Annotated in this window: 15 protein-coding genes; 11 read left to right on the forward strand and 4 right to left on the reverse strand. The window is 44.4% G+C overall.

Annotated elements, in window-relative coordinates; all coding sequences use genetic code 11:
- Window positions 1–402 precede the first annotated feature (402 nt).
- On the reverse strand, window positions 403–1,164 hold the full coding sequence (locus tag AB4585_RS02965; RefSeq protein WP_017065514.1) for a YdcF family protein: 762 nt from the start codon (window positions 1,162–1,164) through the stop codon (window positions 403–405).
- A gap of 366 nt (window positions 1,165–1,530) precedes the next feature.
- Window positions 1,531–2,415, reverse strand: coding sequence for a LysR family transcriptional regulator (locus AB4585_RS02970; RefSeq protein ID WP_017059145.1), 885 nt, complete (start codon window positions 2,413–2,415; stop codon window positions 1,531–1,533).
- A gap of 132 nt (window positions 2,416–2,547) precedes the next feature.
- On the opposite strand from AB4585_RS02970, the gene AB4585_RS02975 reads away from it, so the two are divergent.
- Window positions 2,548–3,558, forward strand: coding sequence for an aldo/keto reductase family oxidoreductase (locus AB4585_RS02975; RefSeq protein WP_371721628.1), 1,011 nt, complete (start codon window positions 2,548–2,550; stop codon window positions 3,556–3,558).
- Between the two features lie 9 nt (window positions 3,559–3,567).
- Window positions 3,568–3,960: a heme-binding protein gene (locus tag AB4585_RS02980; protein WP_017066157.1), complete on the forward strand. Its 393-nt coding sequence runs from the start codon at window positions 3,568–3,570 to the stop codon at window positions 3,958–3,960.
- A gap of 112 nt (window positions 3,961–4,072) precedes the next feature.
- On the opposite strand, the gene AB4585_RS02985 is transcribed toward AB4585_RS02980, so the two are convergent.
- Complete coding sequence (locus AB4585_RS02985) at window positions 4,073–5,446, reverse strand: L-cystine transporter (protein ID WP_372169319.1); 1,374 nt, start codon at window positions 5,444–5,446, stop codon at window positions 4,073–4,075.
- Window positions 5,447–5,631: 185 nt separating this feature from the next.
- Window positions 5,632–6,327 (reverse strand): NAD-dependent epimerase/dehydratase family protein, encoded by a 696-nt coding sequence (locus AB4585_RS02990; RefSeq protein ID WP_017059149.1) that lies wholly within the window; start codon window positions 6,325–6,327, stop codon window positions 5,632–5,634.
- A 718-nt stretch (window positions 6,328–7,045) separates the two neighbouring features.
- On the opposite strand from AB4585_RS02990, the gene AB4585_RS02995 reads away from it, so the two are divergent.
- The 9 genes from AB4585_RS02995 to btuD all read left to right on the forward strand — a co-directional run bounded on the left by AB4585_RS02995 (window position 7,046) and on the right by btuD (window position 15,923).
- Window positions 7,046–7,657, forward strand: a complete 612-nt coding sequence (locus AB4585_RS02995) for a flavin reductase family protein (protein WP_017065519.1) — start codon at window positions 7,046–7,048, stop codon at window positions 7,655–7,657.
- 57 nt (window positions 7,658–7,714) lie between these two features.
- The gene (cobT, locus tag AB4585_RS03000; RefSeq protein WP_017065520.1) at window positions 7,715–8,761 is read left to right on the forward strand and encodes a nicotinate-nucleotide--dimethylbenzimidazole phosphoribosyltransferase; all 1,047 of its coding nucleotides are present in this window, start codon (window positions 7,715–7,717) and stop codon (window positions 8,759–8,761) included.
- Window positions 8,761–9,567 (forward strand): adenosylcobinamide-GDP ribazoletransferase, encoded by an 807-nt coding sequence (locus tag AB4585_RS03005; protein WP_372169320.1) that lies wholly within the window; start codon window positions 8,761–8,763, stop codon window positions 9,565–9,567. The genes cobT and AB4585_RS03005 overlap by 1 nt, the downstream gene beginning before the upstream one ends.
- A gap of 9 nt (window positions 9,568–9,576) precedes the next feature.
- A complete protein-coding gene (gene cobU / locus AB4585_RS03010) occupies window positions 9,577–10,179 on the forward strand; it encodes a bifunctional adenosylcobinamide kinase/adenosylcobinamide-phosphate guanylyltransferase (protein WP_372157372.1) in 603 nt (200 codons plus the stop codon).
- A 9-nt stretch (window positions 10,180–10,188) separates the two neighbouring features.
- Window positions 10,189–10,806, forward strand: a complete 618-nt coding sequence (gene cobC, locus AB4585_RS03015; RefSeq protein ID WP_017059155.1) for an alpha-ribazole phosphatase family protein — start codon at window positions 10,189–10,191, stop codon at window positions 10,804–10,806.
- 139 nt (window positions 10,807–10,945) lie between these two features.
- Window positions 10,946–12,742 (forward strand): M3 family oligoendopeptidase, encoded by a 1,797-nt coding sequence (locus AB4585_RS03020; RefSeq protein WP_372169321.1) that lies wholly within the window; start codon window positions 10,946–10,948, stop codon window positions 12,740–12,742.
- 278 nt (window positions 12,743–13,020) lie between these two features.
- Window positions 13,021–14,049 (forward strand): succinylglutamate desuccinylase, encoded by a 1,029-nt coding sequence (locus AB4585_RS03025; RefSeq protein ID WP_017059157.1) that lies wholly within the window; start codon window positions 13,021–13,023, stop codon window positions 14,047–14,049.
- Window positions 14,050–14,182: 133 nt separating this feature from the next.
- On the forward strand, window positions 14,183–15,178 hold the full coding sequence (gene btuC, locus AB4585_RS03030) for a vitamin B12 ABC transporter permease BtuC (RefSeq protein ID WP_017096955.1): 996 nt from the start codon (window positions 14,183–14,185) through the stop codon (window positions 15,176–15,178).
- Complete coding sequence (btuD, locus tag AB4585_RS03035) at window positions 15,165–15,923, forward strand: vitamin B12 ABC transporter ATP-binding protein BtuD (RefSeq protein WP_136978782.1); 759 nt, start codon at window positions 15,165–15,167, stop codon at window positions 15,921–15,923. Before btuC ends, btuD begins: the two co-directional genes overlap by 14 nt.
- The last annotated feature ends 27 nt before the right edge of the window (window positions 15,924–15,950 follow it).

Genomic DNA, 15,950 nt, shown 5'->3' on the forward strand with positions numbered 1-15,950 from the left:
AGCCGAGGGGCTCTAGCGGGGTGTACTTTGTCATATAAAACAATGCCAAAAATACTGAAATGAATTGAAAATAAATACTTATAGATATCAGGAGGTTGTACTGATCAACTTGTTGTTTGATAAAGACTTATCTTGATGACTTCAATTAGTTTCAACAATCCAATCTATGGGTGATTAATTGTTGAACGTTTCTGTTTTTGAAGCCTCGTTATTTGGTATGTTGGCTTGGAAAATTTAGGCCAGCAAGATGGATTAGATAGGTTTATTGTTTAAAGGAGGGGGAAGTACTGAGTAAGCCAAATAAGGAGGGATGTTGTGATAAGCAAGATCGAAAAATGCAGCCAACAACCGTTCGATTGCTGCTGCATTTTTTATTGTTCGAGTTAACTTAATTGGAAGAGATTAAGCATCACCTGGTTTTTCGCGTTTGCTGTTCCAACCCATAAAGTTGTAAATGTTGTAACGAGCAAAGCCAATCTGTTCATGCAAAGCAAAATCTGTGACCGCAAAGTTGTACCACAATGGCAACCATGAAATTTGAGCAGCCATATAGTCGGCTCTCACTGGAATAACATTCAAGCCGAAGTGGTTGAAGTAGAGCTCGCTACGACGAATATGTAGGCCAGATGAAACCAACACAATGTTGTCGAATTTATGATGCTTCATTAGGTCACTAGTGAGCTGAGCGTTCTTCCAAGTGTTGACGCTATTTGGCTCTTGAATGATGTCACCCATCGGAACGCCAAGTCTCAGCAATTGTTGCTGATAAACTTCTGCTTCGGCAACACCGTTATTTTGTGCATCGCCACCACTGATGATCACTTTGCATGTGGTTTGGGTTTTGGCGCAATCTTTATATTGGCTGGCGGTTTCACTGATTCGGCCAAAAGAGAAAAAGGCTGGCTCGAACTCTTGCGTGCTTTTAATTAACTGCGTTCCCGCACCCAGAAGAACAATGGCGTTATTGTCAGACCATTGGATATCAGGCTTATTTTCGTAATCGGCTTGCAGATCGTTCAGTAAATAACGAGGAATTAAACCTGAACCAATCAGCACAAATGACGATATAAGAACAAGAGATAAAAACAGAGAGGTTTTTCGCCACTGAAGTAAACGTGTAAAGCCTACGAATAGCAGAAGAAGTAATAATATAATAAAGCTCATGAGGATCCTGTTATCGAACTGGTGCCAAGATGATGTGACATACTGAAGCGGTGCATCATATATCAGTTATGTTAATCATTCATAGGTAACTCATTGTATTATTGAACAAATGCACGATTTCTTTCTATCAAGAACAATCATCGATGAGAGCATTCGAAAAATCGCTTTATTATTGTTCGATAATCCCATTTTAAATATAGGTATATAAATCAAGAGGGTTATTTAAACCTTATTTCGTGTTATTTGATTTATCTGTTCATCGGTTTCCGTTTCTTCAACTCGTTAACTCAGCTTTCATATTCTTAAACTACCAAATCTTCAAGCTCTTAAATGATCGAGCTCTCCAGTTTTCAAGATCTTAAACTATCAAGCTCTCAAGTTTTCAAAGTAATGCTGAACAAATTTAACGAACACTTGGTGTTTCTTTGCCGGATAAATAACTTGCGGATAGAACAGATAAATACTGTTGCCTTGTTGCAGACATTCATCAGGCAGCACTCGCTCTAATTCTCCCAGTTCGACCTCTTTCGCAACGTAGTAACTTGCAATACGGATGATGCCACTGCCTGCCATGGCTTGTTGCTTAAGCAGGTGGTTGTCATTACTTGAAAGCCAGCCGGACACATCAATATTTACCGATTTTAAAGGCCACTCGGTTTGGTGCAGAGTTGCTAAGCATTGATGATCACTTAAGTCACTCACATTGGTAGGGCGACCAAATTGGTTAAGATAACCGGGAGTCGCGACTAAATCATGTTGATAGCTAATCAAGTGTTTCGCCACCATGTTGTCAGGTGGCGTATTGGTGGCACGAAACGCGATATCGATATCATCTTGATTGAGATTAAAGTTGGTGTAGCTACTGTTTATCTCGAAACGAATCTCAGGGTATTGCTGCCTAAACTGTTGGCAGATATCGAATAGATATACCTCAGTAAACATCTTTGGCGCAGTGAGGCGTAATAGGCCTTTGACGATGTCGTGTTGCTCAGAAACACTGCGTTCAAGCTGTAAGACTTGCGAGCGAATCGTTAAGCCTTGTTGTAACGCGCGTTCGCCTTCTTGGGTTAAACGAACACTGCGAGTGGTTCTGACCAAAAGCGGGCACTGTAAATCGTTCTCTAAACGTTTGATCTGTTCAGAAAGGTAGCTCTTAGAGATACCGAGCTTTTCGGCTGCCTTGGTAAAGTTGAGTTGCTGAGCAAGTTCTACAAACAGGATCAGTCGTTCTATTCTTTTGTGTTCGTTCATTCGCGCGTTCCTACCAATCTATTGTTCGTCATATCAAACAATCATTTCGTAACTAGCATATTCTGTTTTTTAAAAAGAACAATATGATAGAGGCATATTTCTGGTCAGCAAATCTTCTAAGCGAGAATCGATATGACGAACAGCACTGAATCTACAAACAAAACGAATGACAAAAAACGTATCCCATTATCAAATTATCTACCGAATGTTGGGCAAATTGCCTATGGCTGCATGGGGTTAGGTGGTGGCTGGAATGATAATCCAGTGACGAGTGCGGATGTTGCTCAAACACGAAGCGTAATCGGCACCGCACTAGAATCGGGCATTAACTTATTCGACCATGCGGATATCTATACCTTCAGCAAAGCTGAGCAAGCCTTTGGTCAAGCATTACAACAAGCGCCTGATCTGCGTGAACAGATGTTCATTCAATCTAAGTGTGGGATTCGTTTTGAAGGCGAGGGCAATGTTGGTCGTTATGATTTCTCGGCTGATTGGGTAGGCCAATCGGTAGACGGTATTCTCAATCGATTGAATACTGAAAAGCTTGATGTGCTGTTATTGCACCGCCCTGATCCTTTGATGGAACTCGATGAGCTAGCAAGAACGTTAGAGAACATAAAAGCGCAAGGTAAGGTCGATTATTTTGGTGTGTCGAACATGAACAGCCATCAAATTCAGTACCTGCAATCTGCGCTTGGGCAACCCATCGTCGCGAATCAAGTTGAGATGAGCTTAGCCAAATTGGATTGGTTGAATGATGGGGTGATGATTAACTCGCAAGGGCACCATCAATCAGACTTCGCCGCAGGCACTCTTGAACATTGCCAATTGAATAACATCCAACTGCAAGCTTGGGGCTGTTTGGCACAAGGCCGATTTGCTGAGCAAGGTTTGTATTCAGAACATGAAAACGTGAAAAAGACAGCGCACTACGTGGCTCAGTTAGCGAACCAATATGGCGTAGAAAGTGAAGCGATTGTGTTGGCATTTTTGCTTCGTCACCCTGCTCGTATCCAACCTGTAATTGGCACCACAAATCTAGAGCGAATCAAAGCTTCGGCAGTCGCGACTCAGATAAACCTGTCTCGTGAAGAGTGGTACAACCTATACGTGTACTCACGTGGTCAAGCACTGCCATAAGGAATGAATATGTTGAATCAAAAGATCGCGCAACAACTGGTGTCTAACGCTCTAGACATTGCTGAGCGTAATCAACAAGCAATCGCGGTGAGCGTGTGTGATACGCACGGTGAGTTACTGGCGTTTATTCGCATGGATAATGTGAGTGTTCAAGCCGGATTGTTAGCACAGAACAAAGCTTATACATCTGCAAGAGATAGACAGCCAAGCGGTAACTTAGGTGCTTGGGCGAGAGAAACTGGTAAAGACTTAAGTTACTGGACTGACCCAAAGATCACTGGCTTTAAAGGCGGTGTTCCCATTGAATTAAATGGGCAGGTGATTGGCGCTATTGGTGTCAGCGGATTAAGTGAAGACGACGATGAAGCACTTGCCGAAAAAGTCATTCAACTTGTGTTCTAAGCTGTTGCTCGTGAAGTAATTGAAGTTAGAAGTAACAGATAATAAAAAACCGATGCATGTGCATCGGTTTTTTTGTTTAACGAGACTCAAGTGCTTGAATCAATCGAACCCATTAAGCGTTCGCTTGTTCCAGATCTTGTTGCTTGTCTTTCTTGCCTAATAGGCGGCTTGTGATCGTACCGGCTGTCATAGCACCAGATACGTTAAGCGCCGTACGTGCCATATCGATAAGTGGCTCGATAGAGATAAGCAGTGCTGCAATCGTTACAGGAAGGCCCATAGCAGGAAGTACGATAAGCGCCGCGAACGTTGCACCGCCACCTACGCCAGCAATACCGAATGAGCTCACTGTGATAATAGCAATCAGAGACAGAATGAAGTTGATGTCCATTGGGTCGATGCCAACTGTAGGCGCAACCATGACTGCTAGCATTGCAGGGTAGATACCCGCACAACCGTTTTGACCAATCGTCGCACCGAAAGAGGCAGACAGGTTAGCAATCGCTGGTGGCACGTTTAGCTTAGTGATTTGAGCTTCAACGTTCAGTGGAATTGTTGCTGCAGAACTACGAGACGTGAAAGCGAACGTCAGTACAGGCCAGATCTTTTGGAAGTACTCTTTCGGGTTTACACCAACAAAAGAAACCAACACACCGTGTACGACGAACATCAGTAGAATCGCAACGTAAGATGCAACGATGAAACCCAGTAGGCTGAGGATGTCAGAAGCACTTGATGTTGCAACTACCTTCGCCATTAACGCTGCGATGCCGTATGGCGTTAGTGCCATGATCATCTTAACTAAGCGCATAACGATAGATTGTGACGCTTCAACGAAAGTACGGATTGGAGATTCTAGTTCTTCTTTCTCTGCCATCACTTTACGAGCAGCGATGCCCGTTAGCATACCAAAGATAACAACCGCGATGATAGACGTAGAGCGAGCCCCCGTTAGGTCTGCAAATGGGTTAGTCGGAATAAAGCTGATCAGCATTTGTGGAATTGTTAGGTCTGAAACGCTACCGATGCGGCTTTCAAGTGTTGCGATACGTGCTGTTTCGCGAGCGCCTTCTGTTAAACCTTCAGCAGACAGGCCGAATGCTTGCGTTACAACAATACCAACAATCGCAGAAATCGCGGTTGTTGCTAACAGTACAGAAATGGTGATACCAGAAATCTTGCCCAGTGAGCCGCCTTTTTCAAGCTTCACTACTGCTGCAATCATTGAAACCAATACTAATGGCATGATCACCATTTTCAGTAGGCCAACATAACCACGGCCAACAATATTTACCCAGTCTAGTGTTTCGTTGATGACCGGATTGCCTTCACCAAATAACAGCTGTAGACCAAGACCAAATGCGCTACCAAATACTAAACCGAGTAAAACGAGGCGAGAAAGTGTGTTTTCTTTTTTCTGCTGTCCGTAGAGAAAAAAGAGGATACCAGTGAATACCGCTAAGGCAGCGATAGCTGAAAATGACATTTGTTTTCCTTATGAATCTCTTTAAATCGATAGGGCGCTTAGATATATGGGCGCAAATACTGTTAGCTACAGTAGCGACCTGTAACAAAACGTAAAATAAGGAAAAGTAATTTATTAGAACGATTAGTAATATCCACTCAATAGGATGGGTGGATATTCAACATTGTGATGAATAGGTGAGCTTTTTAGCGATATTTTGCCAATAAATTGAGCATGTCACTTGACGAGTAAATTTCGATATTTTGGAAATTATTTTCGAATAACCGGAACAACATTGCTTTGGCTACGTCTTCCGACTGAATAGGGCGTAGGTTTTTGAACTTACCAAGCATAAATGGAGACAGCAGAGGAAAGACACTTTGCAGGAGTTTTTCATCAGCTCTAGGTTCATCACGCTCACCCACCAGAGGCCCAGGGCGTGCGATGAAAAGCTGCTTGAAGCCAATACGTTTTAAATTTTGTTCCATTTGTCCTTTACAGCGAAGGTAGTGCGAATAGGAATCTGGTGAAGCGCCATAGCTAGAAACGACCGCTACGCGTTGAACCCCAAGAAACTTCATCGACTGTGCGACTTGGCTAACCAGTTCCACATCGATTTTGCGAAGCGCTTCTTTTGATCCTGCCTTTTTCTTAGTCGTACCTAAGCAGATAACGCCAAGATTAGGCGTCGCATTCGTGTCATCCCAACTGGTAACTTGCAGGTCGCTGTGAATGAGTGTGTGGAGCTTGTTGGAATCAAACTGTGAATCTAACGCTCGGCGAGATAGGGCATAGATATGATCAACGGCGGGTTCATCGATGAGCAACTTCATCACATGATGACCAATTAACCCGGTTGCACCAGCCACCACGACCGATGTTTTGTCTCCAGAAATGCTCATTTTAATCCCTTCTTCACTCCACAAGTGCTTGTTTAATATAAACAGTGTTTGAATTTTAAGCGAATAAAAGTTTGTTAAACGAGTGGTCAGTAGTATGTGGGGAGTCGCCTGTTTATGGAAAAAGAGATGATTTAGTTTGGCTCGACGCATAAGTACGGTCTGAAGCATAAGTACGATATGAAACATAATGGCGGTGGGAAAGATAAATGCGGTTTGAAACTTAAGTTAGGCGTTAAACATAACAAAGCCCGCTGGGCGACGGGCTTTGTTACTTTTCTTGCTTCTTACTAGGTAAAGGACAGTGGGATTTTCCTTACCTTTTTGCTAGCTTTCTTACTTGATTTATTTGGTTTTCTTTTACTTGAATTTGGAATCATTACATCTCCTAAATCGTTGTTCTGTTTTGTCTTTCAATCGATTGTCTTTCTTCGTGTAGCGTCAGTGTTGTGGGCATTCACTGTATGGGTACTTATCAATGGAGAGATTAATAAGTAATTTAGATAAGGCATAAACGATGCCAAAATGTAAGTTATTGATAAATCTATTATCAGTATTATTTGTGTTTTAGGGTTCGTCAATTTGACTGTCAATCTGAGAAAAAACCAGTGTGATCTGTTTAAATTAAGTACACTCTCTGCGGTTTCTGCCACATAGCCATAGATACAGCCTTGCTTAACACGTAAACTGAGTCGTAATTCACATAGACCAAGGACGTGCTATGAACCTCAAGCTTGATACTCTTGCTCCCACTCAGATTTATCACCTGATGACACAAACCGTTGTTCCTCGCCCGATTGCGTGGGCATTGACGGAATCTTCTGACCAAGAGTACAACCTCGCGCCTTTCTCTTATTTCACGCCTGTTTCTAGTAATCCGCCGTTACTGATGTTATCGGTTGGGAAGAAGCCGTCCGGCGAAATCAAAGATACCACTCGTAATGCCCTAGAAACGGGTAAGCTAGTGATTCACATTGCTTCTTCAAGTTCTGCCGAAACCATGACGGCGACAGCAGCTACCCTTGAACATGGTGATTCGGAAGTCACCGCGAATAACATTGATCTGGTTGAATTTGAAGGCTTCTCTTTACCGAGATTGAAAGAGTGCGCGGTCGCTTTTGGATGCACCTTGTACGAAGTAAAAGAGGTTGGAGAAGTGCCACAAAGCCTTATCTTTGCTCAAGTCGAAACCGTGTACATTTCCGAAGACGTGATCGACAAAGACAGTGAGCGTCTTAAGATCGACGCGTTAGCACTTGATCCTTTATCTCGATTGGGTGGCGGTGAATACGCCACGCTTTCCAATGTGTTTTCTGTCGCACGCCCTAAGTAGCAATACCTAAGTAGCAGCCCTATATCAACGTACCCAGAATAAGCGTTTTTAAAAACTATGTTAGATACCCAATACTCGCAGTACATCCAACACCGAATTGACCAAAAAACCAAGCCACTTGGCGCACTTGGCTTACTAGAAAAAGTCGCACATCAACTGGCTTTGATTCAGAGCCAAGGCAAAGAAGCTGCGGTTGAACACATCGAATTGAATAAGCCAAGTATCATCATTTTTGCTGGCGACCATGGCATTGCTGACGAAGGCGTGAGTATTGCTCCAAGCGCGGTAACACAACAGATGGTGTTGAACTTCTTAAGCGATGGCGCGGCGATCAATTGCTTCTGTGCGGTGAATAATATCGATATCACGGTAGTCGACACGGGGATATTGTTGCCTGTGGAATCAGACAGTGACATGTTGATCTCTCAGCGTTTGGGTACGCGAACCAATAACTTTGCCAATGAAGCGGCAATGAGTTTAGAAACGGTTGAACGTGGGATTGAACTGGGTACAGATCTTGTATCTAAAACCATTTCGAATGGCACCAATATCATCATGTTTGGTGAAATGGGTATCGGAAATACCAGCAGCGCATCAGCGATCTTAAGTGCATTAGCGAATCGTGCTGCAGCGGAGTGTGTTGGCCTAGGCACTGGCATCAACAATGAACAGCTTGCACGTAAAGTGGCTGTGGTTGAGCAAGGTGTCGCGCGTTGCAAAGGTTTAGATGCGAATGAAGTTAAAGATATTAAAGAGGTACTCGCACAAGTCGGTGGCTATGAAATCGTTCAAATGGTCGGTGCTTTCCTTGGCGCTTACCAAAACAAAACCCCAGTATTAGTCGATGGCTTTATCGTGTCGGTTGCGGCGTATGTCGCGACTTTAATTGAACCGAGTTGCCGAGACTATATGATCTTCGCCCATCGCTCTGAAGAGTCAGGACACAAAATTCTGTTAGAGCTGCTCGACGCTGAGCCACTGCTCGATCTTGGATTGAGATTAGGCGAGGGCACAGGTGCTGCGCTAGCTATGCCAATCATTCGTGCGGCAGCCGAGTTCTATAACAACATGGCGAGCTTCGAAAGTGCTGGAGTCACGGTTTAATGAGTGATGCACCAGAAAGATCGTTGAAAGATCGAGTTACTTATCAGTGGGAGCTTTTTGCGCTGGCGATGGGTTTCTTTTCTCGCTTGCCAATGCCGAAAAACACGCCCTATTCTACAGAGCGAATGAATCGTTCGGGTCGTTACTTTTCAACGGTTGGTTTGTTGCTAGGTGCTCTATGTGGCGGTGTGTTTTTGCTACTTGATGCGGTACTGCCGAGTGCAGTAGCGATTTTCTTGATGATGAGTTTTAGCCTGATGCTCACAGGTGCATTCCATGAAGACGGCTTGACCGATATGGCAGATGGTATTGGTGGCGGCATGACTCTAGAACGCCGCTTGACCATCATGAAAGACAGTCGAATCGGTACTTATGGCTCGTCTGCACTGGTTATGGCTTTGCTTGGCAAGTGGGTGTTGTTGAATGAACTCATAAGCATGACGGGACTGTTTATGGTAATCGTGACCAGTTATACCTTTAGCCGTGCGATTGCTGCGTCACTGATTTATGACATGCCTTATGTTAGCGATTTAGATACCAGTAAAAGTAAGCCATTGGCCAATAAGCAAACTAAAGGTGAACTTGTCTTTCTATTGCTTGTTGGCGTGCTGCCTAGCCTGTGGTTTGGTCTTGAATTCGCTTTGGTTTTATCTGTCGTCGCCTATCTGTTCAGAACAGGTTTCAAAAAGTGGTTAATGGCTCGAATTGGTGGCTTTACTGGCGACTGCTTGGGTGCGGCTCAACAGTTAATGGAGTTGCTGACTTACCTTGTATTCATTACTGCATTTTACAATGACTTTCTATAACGGCTTCCTATGACCAACACCAATCAAACTAATCAAGCAAGTCAGCGAAACAGCCATTTGGTATTGGGTGGAGCTCGTTCTGGCAAGTCGAGTTTTGCAGAGCAACAAGCATTATGTGCGCTTGAAGCATGTTCAAATGGACGCCTCAATTATATTGCGACAGCGACATATCTTGATGATGAAATGCGAGAACGAATCGCGCACCATCAACAACGTCGTGGCGAGCAGTGGATTGAGCATGAAGTACCCGTCGAATTAGCCGAAAAACTGCAGTCTTTTGAGAAAGAAGATGTGGTATTGATTGATTGCCTAACCTTGTGGTTGAACAACATCATCTTTGAACTGGGTGATGACGCAACTAATGAACAGGTTGAAGCCGTGGTTGAAGTATTGGTCAAAAGCGTCGAGCAAAGTCCGGCGCAAATTATCATGGTCTCTAACGAAGTCGGTTTAGGTGTGGTGCCGCTGGGTAAAGTGTCTCGCTTGTTTGTGGACAATGCAGGACGAATGAACCAAGCGCTAGCTCGCGTCGTTGAGCGCGTCACGCTGGTTGCTGCCGGATTGCCGCTGCACTTAAAACCATCTAATCACTTGCTTGATATTCAAGGCTAGGTCGCACACATGGTCAATGGAACAACCAAAAACATCTATTTGTTAAGACATGGCAAAGTCGAAGGAAAAGCTGCGCTCAATGGTTTATCTGATGTGCTGGTCAACTCTGATCTTCAAGAACAGATATGTGAGGCACTAACTACACAAGACATTACCTTTGATAGCGTGGTTAGCTCTCCACTAAGACGATGTGGTGATCTCGCGAGCTTGTTTGCAGAGCGTATGTCTGTGCCTTTATCAGTTGCATCGGGTTTTCAGGAAATGAACTTCGGTGAAGTAGATGGTGTCCCATTTGATGAACTTGAAGACAAGTGGGGAATGTTAGAAACCTTTTGGAAAGACCCTGCTAATCATCAATTAACTGGCGCAGAAAGTTTACAGAGCTTCCACGACAGAGTAACTCAAGCTTGGTCGCAACTTTTGAATGATTCAAGTGACAACATATTGTTGGTTACTCATGGTGGTGTGATTCGCATACTGCTAGCGCACTGCCTTAATATTGATTGGAAAAACCCGAGTTTGTACTCGAAGTTATCGATAGAAAACGCATCGATAACGCATATTCAAATCACTCAGTTTGCGCAGAGCTTTATCAGCGTTAAATCGATAGGGATACCTGTTCTCTGAGTGTTCAAAAAACACAGTTTAAGAATTAACAATCTTTTAGATCTGTAAATAGAAACAGAAATATAAATAGAAGTATAAAGCGGCGTTCACAGCCGCTATACCTGATTGGTATTACTACCTACGTGAAAGGAATTTAGTCATGACAACACCAAGTTGGGATCTAAGCATTGCTTATAGCGATCTTAATGATGCAAAAATCGAACAGGACATTGAACTCATTCAGCAGTGCATTGAGCTGTTGAACCTACACGTTGAAAAGCGTCATATCATTCTAGCGATGCAAAACGCGATTCAGACTTCAGAAGCGGCAGGCACATTACTGAGTACAATCAACACCTTCGCTAATTGCCACGCATCGGTCGACGCGACACACACAGAAGCGAAAGTATTGCTTGGTCGTGTAGCGAAGCTGAACTCTGAAATGTCTCAAGCGTTCAGCCCTTACGAAGATACGCTAATTCACGCAGAACCAGAATTTATTGATGCAGTATTAGAGCATGATAGTGCGGACGTAGCAGGGCAGCGCTTTGCGATTGAAAGCTCTCGTAAGTTATCAAGCAGCCGACTCAGTGTTGCTGAAGAGCAGTTATTGGCAGCGATGAAGGTTGATGGTCGTGACGGATGGGGTCGTTTATACGATAACCTAACCGGATCTTTAAAACTGTCGCTAAAGCTGGACGGTGAAGAGGAAGCCCTAGGCTTTTCACAAGCCGCGAGCCTGTTGTACGGCAGCGAATTCGACAAACAAGAACCAGCATGGCGCGCGGTTCAAGGTGCGATGAAAACGCACCAAGAGTCTTTTGCTTCGATTCTAAATGCATTGGCGGGTTGGCGACTGACTGAAAACAAAAAGCGTTCGAAGATTAGCGATGTGCATTTCCTAGATCCAAGCCTACACGGCAGCCGCATTGTGCCAGAAACGCTAGACACCATGATGTCGGTAGCGAAAGCTAATCGAGCTGTTGGTCAGAAAGCAGGTTTGTTAATGGCAAGAGTTCATGGCTTAGATGAAATGAAGCCATGGAACCACTTAGCTGCGATGCCGCCGCTGGGTGACGCTGAATCTAAGGTTTACCCATTTGATGAGGCGATCGACGTGATCAAAACTGCGTTCGCTGAAGTAAATCCAGAGATGGCTGATTTTGTCGCTTTGATGGTTGATAATGGTTGGATTGATGCCGCACCAGCAGCCAACAAACGTTTAGGCGCTTACTGCACCAAGTTTGCTGCTACACGCACTCCGCTTGTGTTCATGACATGGAGCGGTAGCCGCTCAGACTTAATGACATTAGCGCACGAGTTAGGCCACGCGTTCCACAACTGGGTGATGAAAGACATGCCGTTGTGTCAAACACGCTACCCAATGACGCTAGCAGAAACCGCTTCGATCTTTGCTGAAAATATCGTTCGAGACCATTTGTTAAAACAAGCACAAACACGTAATGAGAAACTTGAAATGCTGTGGGAAGAGCTTTCTTCTTCTTTGGCATTAATGGTGAACATTCCCGTTCGTTTTGAGTTTGAAAAAGCCTTCTACGAGCAGCGTGAAAAAGGCGAGCTAACGGCTCAGCAGCTGTGTGACTTGATGGAAACGACTTGGAAAGAGTGGTATGGCGATGCAATGACAGAAGCTGACCCTTACTTCTGGGCGAGCAAACTGCATTTCAGCATCTCTCAAGTAAGCTTCTACAACTACCCATACTTGTTCGGTTACCTGTTCAGTAAAGGTGTTTACGCTCAGCGCGATGCGAAAGGTGAGCAATTCTACGGCGATTACGTTTCGTTGCTTCGTGATACGGGCAGCATGATGGCGGAAGAAGTCGTTCAAAAGCACTTAGGAATGGACCTGACTCAAGCTGATTTTTGGCAACAAAGCATCGACATGGTCAAAGTTCAAATCGATGAATTTGAAAGATTGCTCGATCGGGAAGATTAATTGATCTCAATCTGTTCATAGCAGGTAAGAGCTGTGTTAGCTTACGTGGCTCTTATCTTGCTGGCATAACCTGAGATAAGCCGAAACAACCAAAAGTCTCTTTAAATAGAGAAAGTTATTTGGAACAGATGTCGGTTAGTAAAGTCAGCAGGTAATATAAAAATATATGGGTAGTATTTGTGAGTGATAACGGAGTTTCTGTTGATAAGTGCGATCCTAGCAACACAATTTCTATGTACAATTTATTAACATACGGCCGTGCAATTAAGGAGTAGCGCATGACGAAGACCCTCTTTCGCCAATCATTTCTTTTTGACAGCCTAGATCTTGAGCAAGAAGTGTTTGCAGGACAGACCGTACTGAGTAACGGTGTTCAAATTAAGCTTCATCAACGCGGTGTCTTGGAAGTGATTCCCGCGGATTTTAATTCTGAAACCAAGAACATCATTTTTTCAACCGGTGTTCATGGCGACGAAACTTCACCAATGGAGCTGATCGATAAGCTCATTGAGGATATTGAAACAGGTTTCCAAGTAGTAAACGCGAGATGCTTGTTTATCATAGCTCACCCAGAAGCCACTAACGCGCATACTCGTTTTCTTGATGTGAACATGAATCGTCTGTTTGATGAAAAGCAGTACGAGAGCAATCGAGAAGTGGATATCGCGAAGAACTTGAAGTTCTTGGTGACTGAGTTTTACAAAGAAACGGAACCTGCCACTCGTTGGCATCTAGATTTGCACTGTGCAATCCGTTTATCTAAGCATTACTCGTTTGCAGTGAGCCCTAAAGTTCGCCACGAAGTACGCAGTAAAGAGCTGTTTGATTTCATTAACAGTGCGCACGTGGAAGCAGTGTTGTTGTCAAATGCGCCAACCAGTACATTCAGTTGGTACAGTGCTGAAAACTTCGAAGCGCAAGCACTGACAATGGAACTAGGGCAGGTCGCGAGAATTGGTGAGAACCAACTTGATAAGCTAACGGCTTTTGACTTGGCGATGCGTAACTTGATTGCTGAAGTTGAGCCAGAGCATTTACCTAAGCGAACCATCACTTATCGCGTGAGCAGAACCATTGTTCGTTTACATGATGACTTCGATTTCATGTTCTCAGATTCTGTAGAGAACTTTACCGCGTTCAAGCACGGTGAAGTATTCGGTCATGATGGTGATAAACCGTTAATGGCTAAGAATGAAAACGAAGCGGTGGTGTTCCCTAATCGTAATGTTGCTATCGGTCAACGAGCAGCCTTAATGGTGTGTGAAGTTGAAACGCGATTCGACCATGGTCAGCTTGTGTACGATTAATATCGACTCGGGTTTAAACGACGAAAACAACCGCTCAACTGGTTGAAATATCAAGGTTCACATTACGGTGTGAGCCTTGAGTTTATTTGGGGATACAGGTAAGGTTACGCGAACATTTTCAAAGTAGCTTGATATGGATTTCCAACAACTTCTTCACCAAAAACAGCGCAAATGGACTAGAGCCATTTATCTGATGGCAGCACTGCTTGTCGCGCTGAGTGCGATTTACCTAATGGTTGGCGATCTTTTCATTTCCCCTCTGGGCACATTGTCCACGTTAGAACAAAAACTACTGATTGATTTACGCTTACCTCGACTATTGGCGGCTATTGCTATCGGGGCAGGGTTAGCCGTATCTGGCGCAAGTTTACAAGTCTTATTGGGTAACGTATTAGCAGAGCCCGGTGTGCTCGGCATTTCTGGTGGTGCAAGTTTGGCGATGGTTATCGTGCTGTTCTTCTTGCCGTTTGCTCCCACACCAGAACTGTTCATGATTGCCGCCGTTTTAGGCTCGCTCTGTTTCACCGTGATACTGGTGAGCATGGTAAAAACGATGCGACTCACCACGGCTAAATTACTACTAGTGGGTGTCGCGTTAGGCATTCTTTCTGGCGCGATGGTGACATGGGCGTTCTATTTTAGTGATGACTTAAGTCTACGCTTATTGATGTATTGGCTGATGGGCAGCTTAGGTGGCGTCACTTGGTATCAACACTCGCTCACGTTGGTGATGATCCCCGTGATTATTTGGCTGTGCCTGCAAGGTAGTAAGCTAGATAAGTTAATGATTGGCGAAACGCATGCCGCACAGTTAGGCGTAAACGTACCGAGATTGCGCTGGCGTCTAATTTTCGCCGTGTCTATTTTAGTCGGCTGCGCGGTAGCTTTAGGTGGCGTGATCAGCTTTGTTGGCTTGGTTGTGCCACACTTGTTGCGTTTAGCGATTGGTACTGATAACAAATACCTTCTTCCTTTGTCTGCCGTTGCTGGCGCTGCGTTGTTGGTGTTTGCTGATATCTGTGCAAGAACCTTATTAGATTCCGCAGAGCTGCCTTTGGGTGTGATGACCACCAGTATCGGTGCGCCTATCTTCATTTGGATGTTAATTAAAAATCATGATTCAAATTAAGAGCCTGAGCGTCGGCGCTCGTTTATTACCACTATCATTTGAGCTCAAGCAAGGGCAGGTGACTCACGTTATCGGCCCTAATGGCAGCGGTAAAAGTACCTTGCTCGAAGCGATATCTGGAATTGGTGATGGTTACAAAGGCGATATAAAGATCGACGGGCAGGATTTGTCGGAGCTGTCTTTACAAGATTTATCATTGCATCGCGCTTACTTGTGCCAAAGCGCAAGGCCAGCCTTCAACTTAGAAGTGTTCCAATATCTTGCATTGTCACTGCCAAGCTCCTCACACGGCCTTGATGCTGAAATCAACGCAGCTTTGGAAGAAATCAGCCAGATGCTAGACATTGCAGACAAACTTCATCGCTCAATTCAGACACTGTCTGGTGGTGAATGGCAACGCGTACGTTTGGCGGGAATGTGCCTGCAAATTTGGCCGACACTTAACCCATACGCGAAGCTGCTGATCCTCGACGAACCCGCAGCTCCGTTGGATATTGCTCAAGAAGCCTTGTTGTACAAGCTTATCGAACGAGTGGCTGAGAAGGGCATCGCCGTGATCATGGCTAACCATGATTTGAACAGAACACTAAGACACGCAGACCAAGTGTTGTTGCTCGATAAAGGTGTACTTCAAGCATCAGGCTCAGCTGATCAAGTGCTTACCCCTGAGCAGCTAGAGTCCGTGTTCAACACCGAAGTCAAAAGTATCTCAGTCGACAATCAGACCTATCTGCTGTTTGGTTAACTTAAGCTCATCAATACAAGGCAATCT

This window comes from Vibrio sp. 10N.222.49.C9 (genome assembly GCF_041474985.1).
In the GTDB taxonomy this organism is placed as follows: Bacteria; Pseudomonadota; Gammaproteobacteria; order Enterobacterales; family Vibrionaceae; genus Vibrio; species Vibrio crassostreae_C.